At 36.4% G+C, this 14,802-nt stretch carries 19 protein-coding genes; 3 read left to right on the plus strand and 16 right to left on the minus strand.

Annotated features, from left to right (window positions below; all coding sequences use genetic code 11):
* Positions 1-14 precede the first annotated feature (14 nt).
* Both AC3EA5_RS12410 and AC3EA5_RS12415 read left to right on the plus strand, forming a co-directional pair.
* Positions 15-344 carry a hypothetical protein gene (locus AC3EA5_RS12410; protein ID WP_488608628.1) on the plus strand — a complete coding sequence of 110 codons (330 nt, stop codon included), beginning with the start codon at positions 15-17 and terminating at the stop codon, positions 342-344.
* A 721-nt stretch (positions 345-1,065) separates the two neighbouring features.
* Positions 1,066-1,623: an isochorismatase family protein gene (locus AC3EA5_RS12415; RefSeq protein WP_488608629.1), complete on the plus strand. Its 558-nt coding sequence runs from the start codon at positions 1,066-1,068 to the stop codon at positions 1,621-1,623.
* A 78-nt stretch (positions 1,624-1,701) separates the two neighbouring features.
* On the opposite strand, the gene AC3EA5_RS12420 is transcribed toward AC3EA5_RS12415, so the two are convergent.
* The 12 genes from AC3EA5_RS12420 to AC3EA5_RS12475 form a co-directional block, all read right to left on the minus strand.
* A complete protein-coding gene (locus tag AC3EA5_RS12420) occupies positions 1,702-1,881 on the minus strand; it encodes a BshB3 potential contributor to bacillithiol synthesis (RefSeq protein ID WP_488608630.1) in 180 nt (59 codons plus the stop codon).
* Positions 1,882-2,076: 195 nt separating this feature from the next.
* Positions 2,077-2,640, minus strand: coding sequence for an AAA family ATPase (locus AC3EA5_RS12425; protein WP_488608631.1), 564 nt, complete (start codon positions 2,638-2,640; stop codon positions 2,077-2,079).
* Between the two features lie 133 nt (positions 2,641-2,773).
* Entirely contained in the window at positions 2,774-3,295 is a 522-nt protein-coding gene (locus AC3EA5_RS12430) for a GNAT family N-acetyltransferase (protein ID WP_488608632.1), read from the minus strand.
* Positions 3,296-3,638: 343 nt separating this feature from the next.
* Positions 3,639-4,022 carry an aspartate 1-decarboxylase gene (panD, locus tag AC3EA5_RS12435; RefSeq protein WP_394191990.1) on the minus strand — a complete coding sequence of 128 codons (384 nt, stop codon included), beginning with the start codon at positions 4,020-4,022 and terminating at the stop codon, positions 3,639-3,641.
* A gap of 5 nt (positions 4,023-4,027) precedes the next feature.
* A complete protein-coding gene (gene panC, locus AC3EA5_RS12440; protein ID WP_488608633.1) occupies positions 4,028-4,879 on the minus strand; it encodes a pantoate--beta-alanine ligase in 852 nt (283 codons plus the stop codon).
* Positions 4,876-5,712, minus strand: a complete 837-nt coding sequence (gene panB / locus AC3EA5_RS12445; protein ID WP_488608634.1) for a 3-methyl-2-oxobutanoate hydroxymethyltransferase — start codon at positions 5,710-5,712, stop codon at positions 4,876-4,878. The genes panC and panB overlap by 4 nt, the downstream gene beginning before the upstream one ends.
* A gap of 231 nt (positions 5,713-5,943) precedes the next feature.
* On the minus strand, positions 5,944-6,930 hold the full coding sequence (locus tag AC3EA5_RS12450; protein WP_488608635.1) for a biotin--[acetyl-CoA-carboxylase] ligase: 987 nt from the start codon (positions 6,928-6,930) through the stop codon (positions 5,944-5,946).
* Positions 6,908-8,104, minus strand: coding sequence for a CCA tRNA nucleotidyltransferase (locus AC3EA5_RS12455; RefSeq protein ID WP_488608636.1), 1,197 nt, complete (start codon positions 8,102-8,104; stop codon positions 6,908-6,910). Before AC3EA5_RS12455 ends, AC3EA5_RS12450 begins: the two co-directional genes overlap by 23 nt.
* Positions 8,088-9,233 carry an N-acetyl-alpha-D-glucosaminyl L-malate synthase BshA gene (bshA, locus tag AC3EA5_RS12460; RefSeq protein WP_488608637.1) on the minus strand — a complete coding sequence of 382 codons (1,146 nt, stop codon included), beginning with the start codon at positions 9,231-9,233 and terminating at the stop codon, positions 8,088-8,090. The genes AC3EA5_RS12455 and bshA overlap by 17 nt, the downstream gene beginning before the upstream one ends.
* Before the next feature lie 13 nt (positions 9,234-9,246).
* The gene (gene mgsA / locus AC3EA5_RS12465; RefSeq protein WP_488608638.1) at positions 9,247-9,651 is read right to left on the minus strand and encodes a methylglyoxal synthase; all 405 of its coding nucleotides are present in this window, start codon (positions 9,649-9,651) and stop codon (positions 9,247-9,249) included.
* A gap of 17 nt (positions 9,652-9,668) precedes the next feature.
* Entirely contained in the window at positions 9,669-10,466 is a 798-nt protein-coding gene (gene dapB, locus AC3EA5_RS12470) for a 4-hydroxy-tetrahydrodipicolinate reductase (protein WP_488608639.1), read from the minus strand.
* On the minus strand, positions 10,463-10,798 hold the full coding sequence (locus AC3EA5_RS12475; protein ID WP_488608640.1) for a nucleotide pyrophosphohydrolase: 336 nt from the start codon (positions 10,796-10,798) through the stop codon (positions 10,463-10,465). Before AC3EA5_RS12475 ends, dapB begins: the two co-directional genes overlap by 4 nt.
* Before the next feature lie 110 nt (positions 10,799-10,908).
* On the opposite strand from AC3EA5_RS12475, the gene AC3EA5_RS12480 reads away from it, so the two are divergent.
* Positions 10,909-11,778 (plus strand): YitT family protein, encoded by an 870-nt coding sequence (locus tag AC3EA5_RS12480; protein ID WP_488608641.1) that lies wholly within the window; start codon positions 10,909-10,911, stop codon positions 11,776-11,778.
* A 45-nt stretch (positions 11,779-11,823) separates the two neighbouring features.
* On the opposite strand, the gene AC3EA5_RS12485 is transcribed toward AC3EA5_RS12480, so the two are convergent.
* The 4 genes from AC3EA5_RS12485 to qcrB form a co-directional block, all read right to left on the minus strand.
* Positions 11,824-12,507 (minus strand): zinc metallopeptidase, encoded by a 684-nt coding sequence (locus AC3EA5_RS12485; protein ID WP_488608642.1) that lies wholly within the window; start codon positions 12,505-12,507, stop codon positions 11,824-11,826.
* A 62-nt stretch (positions 12,508-12,569) separates the two neighbouring features.
* The gene (gene lhaT, locus AC3EA5_RS12490) at positions 12,570-13,169 is read right to left on the minus strand and encodes a lipoprotein heptaprenylglyceryl N-acetyltransferase LhaT (protein ID WP_488608643.1); all 600 of its coding nucleotides are present in this window, start codon (positions 13,167-13,169) and stop codon (positions 12,570-12,572) included.
* 146 nt (positions 13,170-13,315) lie between these two features.
* Entirely contained in the window at positions 13,316-14,077 is a 762-nt protein-coding gene (locus AC3EA5_RS12495) for a c-type cytochrome (RefSeq protein WP_488608644.1), read from the minus strand.
* A 40-nt stretch (positions 14,078-14,117) separates the two neighbouring features.
* On the minus strand, positions 14,118-14,792 hold the full coding sequence (qcrB, locus tag AC3EA5_RS12500; RefSeq protein WP_394187543.1) for a menaquinol-cytochrome c reductase cytochrome b subunit: 675 nt from the start codon (positions 14,790-14,792) through the stop codon (positions 14,118-14,120).
* Positions 14,793-14,802 lie beyond the last annotated feature (10 nt).

Consider the following 14,802-nt stretch of genomic DNA (forward strand, 5'->3'; position numbering starts at 1 on the left):
GAGGCTTATTAAAAATGATGAAAAAAGTATTAATGGGATTTGGTTTGTTGTTTTTATTCACATTAAGTGCATGTAATGCAGAACCAGAGGTACAAGTCGACGATGAAACGTCAGATGGGGATCCGGCAGCAATTGAATTAACCACACAAGTTGAAGGAGAATTTGTGCGATTCGAAGGTGACAATGCAGTCGTCATTATGTATGAAGGCAAAGAAAATACGTACGAGATTGCTGAAGATGCAACTGGGGATTTTGAGAATATTGAAGAGGGTAATAAAATTGCGTTTTCAACTAAAGAAGTAGATGGGAAAGAAATGATTGAAACACTTCGATTGAATGAGTGATTGAGGAATCACTTAATCAATTGTAAGATTTATTTAAACCATAAAATATAGTCTGGATTATTATTGGAAATTGGGTATTCATTTGAACCTTAAATGACCGCTTTCCGTGGGCTCGCGCCGAACTAACTCGAGTATAGCTCGAATGGATTTCGACGTCTTCGCTTTCCCACAGGAGTCGGTCATTTCATTCTTTACCGAAATATAGGTGAAGCTAAAGTGGCTAAAGTGTAAAAAGCATGCGCAATAGAGTATTAATTTTTAAATGGTACCAAATAGTTATTGTGGTTACTCCACATTATGATTAATTTTAATTCTATGAAACCTTTCCAGTTATTGTAACGTAATAGATTTACCTTAGATTATTTCTAAAGATGATTAATATCTGAAAGGAGAATCCTATGGAATCGGAACAAATTAAACCAAATGCAAAGTTTTCGTTATACTCCTACGTGCTTATAATCATTGCACTTCCCTTCATGCTAACGCCTTACTTAAACTCTGCTTTCACTTATTCGCAACTATTTTTTGAAATCGGATTACTACTTTTCGGAGTATCATTTGTTGTATCAGCTAATACTGAAATATATATCAAAAAAGCTTTTTATATTTCATTAGTTTGCGGAACTGTCATTATAATTGTCTCTCTACTTAATATTTATAAACTTTTAATATAGCTAATAATTACATTTTCGTTTCCTACATGTTGAAAGGGGATATAATTTTGAATCAAACTCTACTAATCATTGATGCGCAACAGGAATTAATTGATGGGAATCACCAAGAAAGTGCGGTACGAAATAAGGTTTTGCTTATCCAAACTATTAATAGCGTGATTGAAAAAGCGAGCGGTGCAAATGTTTCAGTGGTGTTTATAAGAGACCTCGATGTAGCTGAAGGTAAAGGAGCAGGATTCCAAGTTCACAATGAAATTAATGTTCCTTCAGGTGGGAGAATCTTCGATAAAGCAGCAACGAATTCATTTCATGAAACGGGTCTCCTAGATCATTTAAAATCGCAAAAAATGAACCATATTGTAATCATGGGTTGCAAAACAGAACACTGTATTGATAGTGCCGTTAGAACAGCGACTATTAATGGATTAGATGTAACATTGGTCAGTGATGGGCATTCAACAAATGACAGTGATGTCCTTAGTGCTGAACAGATCATTATGCATCATAATAAAACTCTTCATGGTCATTATAACGTTGAACACTTTGCAGTAGTCAGAAACTCTAAAGAAGACTTGTTCAATCCAACTCATGACACATACCGGTAATTTGTTTCTAGATTTGTAACTATTTTTTCGTAAACGCAGAAAACGCACTGGGAATTTACCCGGTGCGTTTTCCGATTGTTAGAACAAATATATTAATCCAACAACAATCATTATTGGAATGATTGCGATATACATCCATGCTTGGTTACTTAAACTCTTCTCACCACTGTATACAGCGTCACTATCTTTTGTAATTAACAACGTGCCAATAAGTGCAAAAATCAAAATGATGGCAACGATAATTATTAAGAATGTCATATTGACCCCTCCATTTCTATGAAATTTATTTATTTGATAATTTTGAAGTGAGTAGATTAAATCAGGAAATTTATACTTTAATTCTACCATCATCTTCCCTTCTAAACTTAAACATATATCTAAAATACATGTATTATTTGTGACTATTTTATTTGAGACTATATGATTGTTTGGTCATATTCGGTATGGACAAAATTAATCTTTAGAGTGCAAACTTTTTACAATTTCTTGTGTTACAGCTTCAACTTCTTTTGAATTTCTAATTACATAAACATATTCCGCTTCGCCATCTACTGGATCAACAATTTCATTTATTCCCGATTCTTTTTGCTGTCGTTCAAGCACATCTTTAAAACTTAAAACTGTTCTTAAAACCTCAGTATTTCTTTCACTATTTTCAACCCGCTCAAAAAGAACGTTATCAGGCATGTCGAAATTTACAATAATCGTAGTAAATCCTTTGTTTCGAAAATATTCCAGCAGGTTAATGCGTGCTTTTCTGTTTCGATTTGAGTTGCATAAAATAAGATGGCAACTGGTCTCATTAACTGCATAATCCACAATCGTTTGTGTGAGCGCATACTTAATCTTATTATGTCCTTTGGTTGGTACTAACAATGGATAAGTCGATTGAAGAAATTCAGCATGGTTGTCTTGATCGATTACAACTGAATTGGTTATCTCTTTTTCTAAGTTCCGTGCAAAAGTAGTTTTACCACTATGCGTTTTACCGACAGTCATAATCACGAATCTATTCAATGGTGTAATTCCCTTCTTACAATCGGAGTTTATTTATGTGAATGCATCTTCTTGTTTTTTGTGAAATTAGCTAAAGAACGTTATTTAACCCACTATTTTGAGTAATCTACAATACTGCTAGCAAAAACGATTTTTATAAATACTTTTCCATTCGAATATCAGTCCACATCTTCTCATTCCAATATGTGAAGTTTTCAATTTGACCTATTTCCTTATAGCCCATTTTCTTATACAGGTTTTGAGCTGGTATGTTAAATTCGAAAACACCTAATTCAATCCGTTTAAGTCCTTGTTTCTTAATCTGTTCCTCTAAAAATTCAATTGCTTCCTTACCAATCCCTTTACCTCTACCTTCTGACTCACCAATTGTGATACCAATCCACGCAGTTCCAGGGACTTTATTAAACAAGTGACCTGGGTCTACCATAAAATTCATTTCACCCACGACTTTGTCATTAAGGTAGATGAGGTAGATATGGTGACTCTCAAGTCTTTTTGTTAAATCTTCTATGGTCATTTTATAACGTTTTTCAAATTCCGTTTTGTTTCGATTCGGTCGAACTAATGGAATTAGGTTTGGATCGTTGTCCCAACGATTTATTTGCTCGATTAACTGTATTGTTGGTTCTACTAATTTTATAAAATGGGTATTCATGATGTTCTCCTCTCTGCTGCCGTTATGTTTGTTCGGATACGATTTTTTAGTTCTTCAATTGATTCTTGTCTTACATAATTCAATAAAAAACCGTGTACAGTAAATTTTACTTGGTTATTATTTTTTAAAAATATGACCGATACAATTGATGAACTTGATAAAATAAATAATAGTATTATGTAAACAACCTATTTACAATCTTTATTCTAGAATTACCATAATCATTCTTTTTCGACAAAATTCAATAAATACCTGCTTCACAACTTTTATGAAATAAAAAATGACCAACAAATTTAAATGTTTGTTGGTCATTTTATACCGATCTATAATTGACTTCGAGTACTTACATTACCGTAGCTTCAGGTTCGTAGCTGATGATGTCTCGAATTGTGTTATTGTCGTTCATAATTGCCACAGTTGGCTTGTGATCTTTTGCTTCATCATTCATTACATACGCGTAAGATAAGATAATGACAACGTCTCCACGTTGAACTAGACGAGCTGCTGCACCGTTTACACAAATTACTCCGCTACCTCTTTCTCCTGAAATGATATATGTTTCAAAACGCGCCCCATTATTGTTGTTAACGATATGCACTTTTTCGTTTGGTAACATACCAACTGCATCTAAGATGTTTTGATCGATTGTGATACTTCCTACGTAGTTTAAATCAGCTTCCGTAACGACAGCTCTGTGAATTTTTGAATTTAGCATCATGCGTAACATGAGAGTTATTCCCCTTTATTAGTCAGTATAATATTGTCGATTAGACGAGCTTTTTCAAAGAAGACAGCGACAGCTAAAATAACGTCTTCTTGTCTATCCGTTGGTTTTGTTAAATTAGGATATCCTAATAATTCAACATAATCTATTTTCCCTGATGTTTTTTCTTCAATAAGTTTTTTAGTGATTGCCACAGCTTGATTGACATCCCCATGTTTCGAATAATCTTCGATCCCCAGTTTAATCGCTTTTTGCAGAGCCGGAGCTTCTTCTCGTTCAGTGGGACTTAAGAAAACATTTCTTGAACTTTTAGCTAGACCGTCTTCTTCTCTAACTGTTTCCACGCGGCGGATTTCTAATGGGAAATTATAATCTCGCACGAGTGTTTCAATTATCGCTAACTGTTGTGCATCCTTTTGGCCAAAATAAGCACGAGTAGGCTGAACGATGTGAAAGAGTTTTGTGACAATTTTTAGAACGCCATCAAAATGTCCAGGTCTAGATGCTCCACATAAAACGTTTGCTTGTTGCCCGGCTTGAATGGTAATGCCACCATCTTGAGGATAAATCTCATCCACTTGTGGGTAAAATAATACATCTACACCCGCTTCTTTTGCTAAACGAGAATCACGTTCGATGTCTCTTGGATACCGATCGAAGTCTTCATTTGGACCAAATTGTGCTGGATTTACGAAAATACTCATAATGACTAAATCGTTTTCAGTTCGAGCATTCTCTACTAACGACATATGTCCTTCATGTAAGAAACCCATAGTTGGGACAAATCCAATCGTTTGACCAGTTTCTATAGCTTCATTAACTTTGTTTTTTAATAAAGCAATTGTATTTATTTCAATCATGATTTGCCTCCGTACAATTGTTGGTACTCTTCATCCTTCATCGTAAAACGATGCTGTTCAGCAGGAAATACGCCTTTTTTAACCTCTTGTACATATTGGGTTAAACCTTCCGAAATCTCTTTTCCAACCTGTGAAAAAGCTTTGACGAATTTCGGCATATGATGGCTTCCATAAGTTACAGTATCATGGAAAACTAAGACTTGTCCGTCAGTATCTGCACCAGCTCCAATACCGATTACCGGGATTGTTACACTCTCTGTGATGGTTTTAGCCAACTGGTATGGAATGCATTCTAATACAATCATTATTGCTCCCGCGCGTTCCGCTTCTTTTGCATCATCAATCAGTTTTTGAGCAGCATCGGCTGTTTTCCCTTGCACTTTATATCCCCCACTAACACTTGCTGATTGAGGCAATAATCCGAGGTGAGCAACTACAGGAATCCCAGTTCTAGTTAGTAATCGAATGACATCGTTAATCTCATCTGAGCCTTCAACTTTTAAAGCTTGAGCTTCTGTTTCTTGGAATATCCTTACTGCGTTTGATAATACGGAATCCGCAGATCCATGATAGCTTCCAAAAGGCATGTCCACGACGATAAACGTGTCTTTAGCTCCTCTTCTCGTTGCTTTCCCGTGGTGAATCATGTCTTCAACCGTCACTCGGATTGTTGAATCATAACCCAGGACTACCATTCCTAACGAATCTCCCACTAGTAAAATATCCACACCAGCTTCTTCAGCTAATTTGGCCGTTGGGAAATCATAAGCAGTTAACATAACAATTTTTTCTTTTTTTGTTTTCATGTCAATGAAACTAGATGTCGTTTTCATATTCATTCTCCTCTCAAATGGAGAAGAAACCAAAAAATAAACCCTTCTAGCCAAAAATGGACAGAAGGGTGCTAAGTGTAAAATAATTGGTTTCCTCCGTCCCTGTCGTTTCTGATCAAGGCAGAACTATTTAATTTGCAAATATAAATGGTCAATCAGGTGCAGTTCTATAAGATACTGCCCTATGTGTTCACTATAGCAGAATCCGTTTAGGAGTTCCATTGCTTCGTTTCAATCTTTTTGGATTTCAATATCAGCTGAATAAATTCCATGAACCTTCCCATCATCTGTTCGAACTTGAAGTACGCCATCATTTGTTATTCCTAGCGCAACACCTTCAATTTCGTTATGAATCATAACCGCTTTTATACGTTTCCCTAAAGTCCCTGAATAACTTTCCCATAAAAGCTTTAAAGGTTCAAAGCCGTGTTTCACGTAAAGGTCTGTATAGATCTCAAGATGGTGTAGAATTCGAGCAACGAGTTGTCCTCGATCTACATGACTTCCTGAAACCATTTTGATAGACGTTGCGATATGTTGAATATCCTCAGAGAAATCCTCCATGTCTTGATTTACATTGACACCAATACCTAAAATAATCGCTTGAACTCGATCGATGTCAGCTTGAAGCTCTGTTAAAATACCTGTGCATTTTTTACCGTTTATTAATAAATCATTAGGCCATTTGATTTCGGCACGAACATTTGCAACATCTTCAATTGCTCGTGTTACAGCTACAGCTGCAATCAACGTAAATTGCGGTGCTTTTATTGGCGGAATATCTGGACGAATAATCACACTCATCCAAATCCCTTTTCCTTTAGAAGATTTCCATACTCGGGATAGTCGGCCTTTTCCAGCTGTTTGTTCTTCGCATATGACAATCGTTCCATCCGCAGCATTTTCTTGCGCAAGTTTATGAGCAATTGGCTGAGTGGAAGGACATTCCTCGAAGTAATGTATAGGATGTCCAAAACGATTGGAAGTTAAGTATTGTTCTATTTGTTCTTTTTGAAGAGTATCTGGTGACGATTGCAAAATGTATCCTTTTTTCTTGATGGTTTCAATAATGAATCCATCTTGCTCTAGTTCTTTTATATGCTTCCAAATAGCCGTTCTTGATACTTGAAATTCATCCGCTAATTGTTGACCCGATATCGGGTTTCCTTCTGCAGAAAGCAATCTTTTCGTTATTTCAGTTTTTATGGCGGGATTCATTTTTAATCCATTCCTTTATCTGTTCAGGATGATTGTTGATTTCTTTATGAAGAATAGCCTGAACAATCTCGTTTATCATTTCCTTCAACCAAGGTCCACCAGGCTTATCTAGCCAGTTCATTAAGTCGTTACCAGTTATCGATAATTCTTTTATTGATTGGATCGGCAATGCTTTTTTCATTTCTACAATGGTAGTTGAGTCTGTAGTTTCAATAGTCGGAAATAGAATATTGACGAACTTTTCAGCTAATACTAATGTTTGTTCACTGAATTGATATAGGTCAACAGTTGAGAAAAACCTCTGCTCGCGAATATGAACTGCTTTTACAATTTGTTGAATTTCTATTTTTTGCACGTTTGATAATCTATACAAACTCGGAATCTTTTCTTGTTTGTCCTTGTTTTGAAGTAAAGAAAGAAAGGCCCATCCATGAACTGTTGCCTTATTGTCATCAAACTGTTCCCACATCTGCGAGGACCAAGTTAATGAACCTGGCAACCATTGTCCAATTTTTGTTTTTTCTATTTCTTTCAATGCATTTATTGGAAAGGCGCTTAGCCAAATTTTCTCTAATTCATTCGTAATTCGTTCAACAGATATATTTTGAATGGTGGATGCGTTTTGAGTGATTGCCTCAGAAGTTTTTTCTTCAAGTTGAAAGTTCAGTTGTGCAGAAAATCTGATTGCTCTTAGCATTCTTAAAGCATCTTCTCCAAAACGATGATTAGGATCTCCGACTGTGCGAATAATTCCGTTTTGAATGTCTTCTTTTCCACCAAACAAATCGATAATTTCTTCATCTTTTGTAAGAGCCATGGCATTCATCGTAAAATCTCTTCTCTTCATGTCTTCTTCTAATGAACGTACAAAGGTGACATGAGTTGGTCGTCGATGGTCCACATATACACCGTCAGTTCGAAATGTGGTCACTTCTATTGCACACTCATCCATTAATACAACAATCGTTCCGTGTGCAATGCCAACATCAATTGATCTCGGAAAAGTAGACTTTACTTCTTCTGGCAAAGCACTTGTCGCAATATCAATATCGGTAGCAGGTTTTCCTAAAACAATATCTCGAACAGCTCCCCCCACTACATAAGCTTCAAAGCCTTGATGTTGGAGTGTCTCAATAATCTTTTGGCTTGCTACCCACTCATTGGTTTTCGACATGTTGCTTCGCCACTTTCCAATAAAGATCTTCATATTCGCTCACAATTTGTGAAGAATGAAATTTTTCTTTAACAGTTAAAATGGCTTGTTCTTTAAAACGACTATGCATTTCGTCATTTTTCAATAATTTGATTGCATGGCAAGCAACCATCTCAATATCATTTAAAGGCACGACAAACCCATTGACATTATGTTCAATGACCTCAGGAATACCGCCTATATTTGAACCGATACATGGAACACCACACGCCATAGCTTCAATTAATACTAATCCAAATGCTTCTTTCTCTGATAATAAAAGTTTTAAATCACTAATTGCATATAGTTCTGATAAATTATCTTGCTTGCCTAAAAATAGAACATCTTGTTCAAGGTTTAAACTTTTCACCAATTGAACAATGACATTCATCTCTGGTCCATCCCCAACTAACAATAATTTGGCTGGCATTTCTTTACGTATGTAAGCGAAACTGTTTACCACGTCGGGAACGTGCTTAACTTTTCTGAAATTAGAAACATGGATAATTACTTTTTCATCAGAATTAATATTAAAGTAGGATCTCAATTCAGATGTATCTCTTGGAATGTATTCTCGTTCATCAATAAAATTAAAAATAGTCTCGATTTGTTGGTCGGGTTCAATTAACTCCATCGTTTGTTGTTTTAATGATTCAGAAACGGCTGTAACGATATCGGATTTTTCAATGCCATATTTTATAGCACCTTTTAAAGATGAGTCATGGCCCAAAACGCTAATATCTGTCCCGTGAAGCGTTGTAACAATCCCAACGTGTTGATTTGCCATATCACGAGCTAAAACCGCACAGACAGCATGTGGAATCGCATAATGCACATGCAATACATCTAAGTTCTCTTGTTTAATCACTTCAGCCATTTTGCTAGCAAGTGCAATGTCGTATGGAGCATATTGAAAGACTGAGTAACTATTTACCTCCACTTGATGGAAATAGATGTTTGGCACCATTCTATTTAAACGAAAAGGCATGCTCGACGTTATAAAATGAATTTCATGTCCACGTTCTGCAAGAAGCTTTCCAAGTTCTGTTGCAATGACACCTGATCCACCCACTGTTGGATAACAAGTGATACCGATTTTTAACTTTTTCATGTGGCTTCCTCCCTTACGAACGTCTCTCTTGCAATAATCGCCAATCGACAAAGCCTTCTTGTAATCCTTTTAATAAAACTTCTGCTGTACCCATATTTGTCGCAAGAGGGATTTGATATACATCACATAAACGAATCAAAGCCGTAACATCAGGTTCATGCGGTTGAGCTGTCAATGGATCTCGGAAGAATATAACCATATCCATGTCGTTGGTAGCAATTCTAGAACCAATTTGTTGGTCTCCACCTAATGGCCCTGACTGATAGCGAAAAACAGCTAAACCAGTTTCATCAATAATACGTTGTCCAGTAGTGCCAGTAGCAAATAGTTCGTGTTCATCTAATATATCTCGATAGGCTGTCACGAATTGAATTAAATCATCTTTTTTTCGATCATGTGCGATTAAAGCAATTTTCATGATGTTTACCTCCATTTTTACAAAACATTTTCTAAACCATATATTAATTCTTCTAAATCCATTACTTTTTTAATTGAAAGGCTCACACCGGACATAAAGGATTGTCGATTAAATGAATCGTGCCTAATCGTTAATAATTGACCTTCTCCTCCAAATAGTACTTGTTGATGTGCGACGAGTCCAGGTAAGCGCACGCTATGTATCGGAATTCCTTCATAAGATGCTCCTCGAGCACCTTCCAAGGTTTCTTTTTCATCTGGGTGCCCTTGTTTATGTTCATTTCGGCTCTCTGCTATAAGTTGTGCTGTTTTATAAGCAGTTCCTGAAGGTGCATCTAGTTTTTGATCGTGATGCATTTCAATGATTTCTACATCTGGGAAATACGATGCAGCCATTGCCGCAAACTTCATCATAAGTACTGCACCTAGTGCAAAGTTGGGAGCAATTATACCACCTAGATGCATTCTTTTCGCTAGTTCGGTACACTCTTTTAGCTGCTCCTCTGTAAAGCCAGTTGTTCCAATTACCGGACGAACCTCAGACATTAAACAAATTTTTGTATGCTCATATACTTGATGAGGTGTTGTTAAATCGACAAAAACATCAGGTTTTTGTTGATTTAGGAGATCTTTTAGATCAAGGTATACAGGAACTGTATAACTAGACGGAAACTCCGATGATTCACTTAAATGACGACCAATATCTTTATAGTCTAACACCGCAACTAATTCAAACTCAGGATGATTCATTACTGTATGTACCGCTTCTTGACCCATCTTACCTCTTGGACCACCAATTGCAACTCGTATCATCATTCTTCCTCCTTCAATGTCCATCTATTTTGATCGCGTGATTTAAACTTGGTCATAACACGATCGATTGCTTGCTGCATATCAATATTTTGAGCATTAGCAAAACAAATTAATACGAAGAAAAGATCACCTAACTCTTCCTCCATACTTTTCTCTGCTTCAGATTCTTTCTTTTTTTTCATTCCATACACATGATGGACTTCACGTGCTAGTTCACCAAGTTCCTCTGACATTCTGGCAAGCATTTCAAACGGAGGAAAATACCCCTCTTTAAATTGACCTATATATTGATCTACTTCTTTTTGAACCGTATGTAATGTCTTATCTTGACTCATTAAAATTCATGCTCCTATTCCTATCCTATAAAATAACGAATGATATTGTCAAAACTATGAAAATGAATGATAATTACGAAGTGTTCGAAATATGGGAACGGGGTGTTTGCATGCTTAAAGGCATTCGATTTAAAAATATATTCTTTATTATGTTAGGTGCAGCCATATTTAGTTTTGGTTTTGTCCATTTTAATATTCAAAACCAGTTAGGTGAAGGTGGCTTTAGTGGGATTACCTTAATCCTCTTTTTTGTTTTTAAATTAGATCCAGCATTAATGAACTTATTATTAAATATACCAATGTTTATACTCGGATGGCGATTACTTGGTAGAAAAGTATTTGTATACACAGTCGTAGGGACTGTTTCCGTGTCGGTTTTCTTGAAAATTTTCCAGATTTATGAAATTGATATTCACTTAAAAGATGATTTATTTTTAGCAGCTTTATTTGCAGGGGTTTTTGTTGGGGTAGGTTTAGGAATTATCTTCAGATATGGTGGAACTACTGGCGGAGTCGATATCATCGCTCGATTAGCTCACAAATATGTGGGCTGGAGCATGGGGAAAACGATGTTTATCTTCGATGCGGCAGTCATTCTATTGTCTTGGTTAACGTTTTTAGATTCTCGCTCTATGATGTATACATTAGTCGCGGTATTCGTTGGAGCACGTGTGATCGATTTTGTTCAAGAAGGTGCATATGCAGCCCGTGGTGCATTTATCATCTCTGAGTTTCAAAATGAAATTGCGGATCGTATTTCAATTGATATGGATCGTGGCGTTACCGTATTACGTGGTTTTGGTCATTTTACAAAAGCAGATCGTGAAGTTCTCTACTGTGTAGTAGGTCGAAATGAAATTGTTCGCTTGAAAAATATCATCATGTCTATTGATCCTCATGCATTTGTGTCCGTTACCGAAGTTCATGATGTTATGGGAGAAGGATTCACATTAGATGGTGAAAAAAAACCGATAGATTGAAAAACACACCTAGCAAAGTCTTTGCTAGGTGTGTTTTATTATCATCTATTCTGAACGACTCATACCAGTGTAGATTAAAATCAAACGAGTTAGCTCAAGTACAGCAACTGCAGCAGCAGCAACATAAGTCATTGCGGCAGCGTTCAATACTTTCTTCGCATGTTTTTCTTCTTCATTGCGGATAACGCCTAGAGAAACAATTTGATTCATCGCTCTGCTTGAAGCGTTAAACTCAACTGGTAAAGTTACAATTTGGAATACTACACCAATTGCTAATAAGGCGATACCTAAAAGCAACATGCCCGATAGGTTGGCAAAAATTCCGATTAAAACGAAAATCCAAGACGCATTCGAAGAAATATTTGCCACAGGAACTAAAGCGTGACGGAATTTCAAAAATGAATAGGCTTCTTTATGTTGAATCGCATGTCCAACTTCATGGGCTGCAATTGCTGTTCCAGCAACTGATGCTTCATGGTAGTTACCAGAAGAAAGTGCTACAATTTTGGTCATTGGGTTATAGTGATCACTTAAAAATCCGCTACTTTCAACAACTTTCACATCTTGTAAACCATTACTGTCTAAAATCAATCGTGCCACTTGTGCACCTGTCATACCAGAAGTTGAACGTACTTTTGCATACTTTTTGTACGTACTTTTGACTTTAAATTGCGCGTAAAGTGGTAACAACAAAATTACCGCAAAGTAAATCAAAAAAGAATAACTCAAATCGACCATCCTCCTAATTTCTATCTATCTCTTATTTTATAGATATGCTATAAATTGAGCAACTATTTCGACTGCTGCAAACGTGACAATTTAATGACCATAATCGCTAATAAAATACATGCAATTGATAACCAAAACGTAAAATAGCCAATAGATTGAGTGTATTCACTCAGACTTCGATAAATTGGCATTTGTCCAAATACATAATCGATCACATCATTATGTAAGGTCCAAATAGCGGCAAGTACGACATGAATCCATTTAAATCTGTAAAAAGGAATGTACAATACTGCTTGCAAAGCCATAGCAAAATGACTAACCACCAGCATCCATCCTTCAAATCCAATAGGACCAGTTTCTACTTGCGTCCAAATATTCATGACGACAGCCCAAAGTCCATATTTCACTAATGTGATGAGAGCAAGTGCTTCAATCAATTTAAAATTCAATTTTAATAGCCATCCAAATAATGCAATGGTGAAAAACAAACTTGCTGTTGGTGAATCAGGAACAAAAATCAAGAAGATTGGTGGAGTAATCTCTAGTTGACTTTGATACCAATAATAACCAAATAAAGTTCCGAATAAATTTACGATGAATAAAAGCAACATAAATGATTTATGAAATAAAATGAATTTCACGTATGTAAAGATAGTATTCACTAAAAACGACTCCTTATGTATTAGAAAAACATAACACGTTCTAACTGTGGTGCATGCTATGCCTTTTTCTATACTGATATCCTTAAATTAATACTTCCAAATCAGTACAAAAAAAGAGCCAGTTTCCTGACTCTTTCTAAGTAATATCATGGACTTAATTCATCAATAAATTGTGATAATTTTTGTAAATCTTCGTCCGAACCTTCCCACTGACCAGCAGGCATTGTGCCAATACCTTCTTTTGCAATTTTCGCAATTTCTTCAGTAGTATATTCAGTCGTAGCTAGTGATGGTCCAAGTCCGCCTTCATAAGCATTACCATGACAGTTAATACAGGATGACTCCATGTATATCTGATGGCCTTCTGCAGAAGTATCGAACTGGGCTTCTTCACGAATTTCCCCTTGAGCTTTTGCTGCTTCCCAGTCGTGGTTCACAACAGATTCCCAAGTTAAGAAAATGATTGATGCAATAGCTAACAACATAAATGCAGTTGGCAAAGGACGTTTAAATGGACGTCGCTCTGGACCTTTGTCCAAGAATGGTACAAGCATTAATGCACCAAAAGCAAGTCCAGGCATTACGATTGCTCCAATAACATTGTATGGTCCTGAAGCAAATTCATATTTTAATAATTGATATAAAAATAAGAAATACCAGTCTGGCAATGGAATATAAGCAGTATCTGTTGGATCCGCTTGACGCTCAAGTGGTGATGGATGCGCAACAGTTAAGATTAAATAACCAATTAAGAATACAGCACCAACTAACCACTCTTTTAATAAAAAGTTAGGCCAGAAAGCTTCTGTTTTCCCTGGATATTCGGAATAGTCTTTAGGAATATTCGGTTTGCGATTAGCAGGTACACGAGAATCCCCGACAAATTTCATCCCTTTTCCGCGATGCATAGTGTCCCCTCCTTTTTGAAATCATCAAAGACGCTGTTTCTTACAACGGTCCTGAAATACCTTGTTTACGAATCATGATAAAGTGTGCTGCAAGCAACCCAAGCAAAGCAGCTGGTAAGAAGAATACATGAATCGCAAAGAATCGTGTTAACGTTTGAGCACCAAGAATGGTCTCATCTCCAGCTAACAAGGTTTTAATTGCGCCACCAATGAATGGTACAGACGCCGCAATTTCAATACCTACTTTCGTTGCAAACAACGCTTTCATGTCCCAAGGAAGTAGATAACCTGTGAAACCTAAACCTAACATAACGCCGAAAATTAATACGCCGACTACCCAGTTAAGTTCACGAGGTTTTTTATAAGAACCTGTAAAGAATACACGCAATGTGTGTAGGAACATCATCACAATTACGAGAGAAGCTCCCCAGTGATGCATTCCACGTACAATTTCACCGAATGCAACTTCATTTTGTAAATAGTAAACCGATTGCCAAGCATTTTCGATATCTGGTACATAATACATTGTTAAAAACATACCAGAAAGAATTTGTATTACAGTTACGAAGAACGTTAATCCCCCGAAACAATATACGAATGCAGAAAAATGGTGTGCAGGGTTTACGTGCTCTGGAACTTCATGGTCTGCAATATCACGCCAAATAGGAGTAATATCCAGACGTTCATCCACCCAATCATAAATCTTATTTAGCACTGACGTCGTA

It is taken from the genome of Paenisporosarcina sp., assembly GCF_057785155.1.

What these genes read in the sequence shown, in the direction of transcription:
- AC3EA5_RS12410 (WP_488608628.1), top strand. Translation starts at nt 15, where the DNA reads ATGATGAAAAAAGTATTAATGGGATTTGGTTTGTTGTTTTTATTCACA.
- AC3EA5_RS12420 (WP_488608630.1), bottom strand. Translation starts at nt 1,881, where the DNA reads ATGACATTCTTAATAATTATCGTTGCCATCATTTTGATTTTTGCACTT.
- AC3EA5_RS12430 (WP_488608632.1), bottom strand. Translation starts at nt 3,295, where the DNA reads ATGAATACCCATTTTATAAAATTAGTAGAACCAACAATACAGTTAATC.
- panD (WP_394191990.1), bottom strand. Translation starts at nt 4,022, where the DNA reads ATGTTACGCATGATGCTAAATTCAAAAATTCACAGAGCTGTCGTTACG.
- panC (WP_488608633.1), bottom strand. Translation starts at nt 4,879, where the DNA reads ATGATTGAAATAAATACAATTGCTTTATTAAAAAACAAAGTTAATGAA.
- panB (WP_488608634.1), bottom strand. Translation starts at nt 5,712, where the DNA reads ATGAAAACGACATCTAGTTTCATTGACATGAAAACAAAAAAAGAAAAA.
- AC3EA5_RS12450 (WP_488608635.1), bottom strand. Translation starts at nt 6,930, where the DNA reads ATGAATCCCGCCATAAAAACTGAAATAACGAAAAGATTGCTTTCTGCA.
- AC3EA5_RS12455 (WP_488608636.1), bottom strand. Translation starts at nt 8,104, where the DNA reads ATGTCGAAAACCAATGAGTGGGTAGCAAGCCAAAAGATTATTGAGACA.
- bshA (WP_488608637.1), bottom strand. Translation starts at nt 9,233, where the DNA reads ATGAAAAAGTTAAAAATCGGTATCACTTGTTATCCAACAGTGGGTGGA.
- mgsA (WP_488608638.1), bottom strand. Translation starts at nt 9,651, where the DNA reads ATGAAAATTGCTTTAATCGCACATGATCGAAAAAAAGATGATTTAATT.
- dapB (WP_488608639.1), bottom strand. Translation starts at nt 10,466, where the DNA reads ATGATGATACGAGTTGCAATTGGTGGTCCAAGAGGTAAGATGGGTCAA.
- AC3EA5_RS12475 (WP_488608640.1), bottom strand. Translation starts at nt 10,798, where the DNA reads ATGAGTCAAGATAAGACATTACATACGGTTCAAAAAGAAGTAGATCAA.
- AC3EA5_RS12480 (WP_488608641.1), top strand. Translation starts at nt 10,909, where the DNA reads ATGCTTAAAGGCATTCGATTTAAAAATATATTCTTTATTATGTTAGGT.
- AC3EA5_RS12495 (WP_488608644.1), bottom strand. Translation starts at nt 14,077, where the DNA reads ATGCATCGCGGAAAAGGGATGAAATTTGTCGGGGATTCTCGTGTACCT.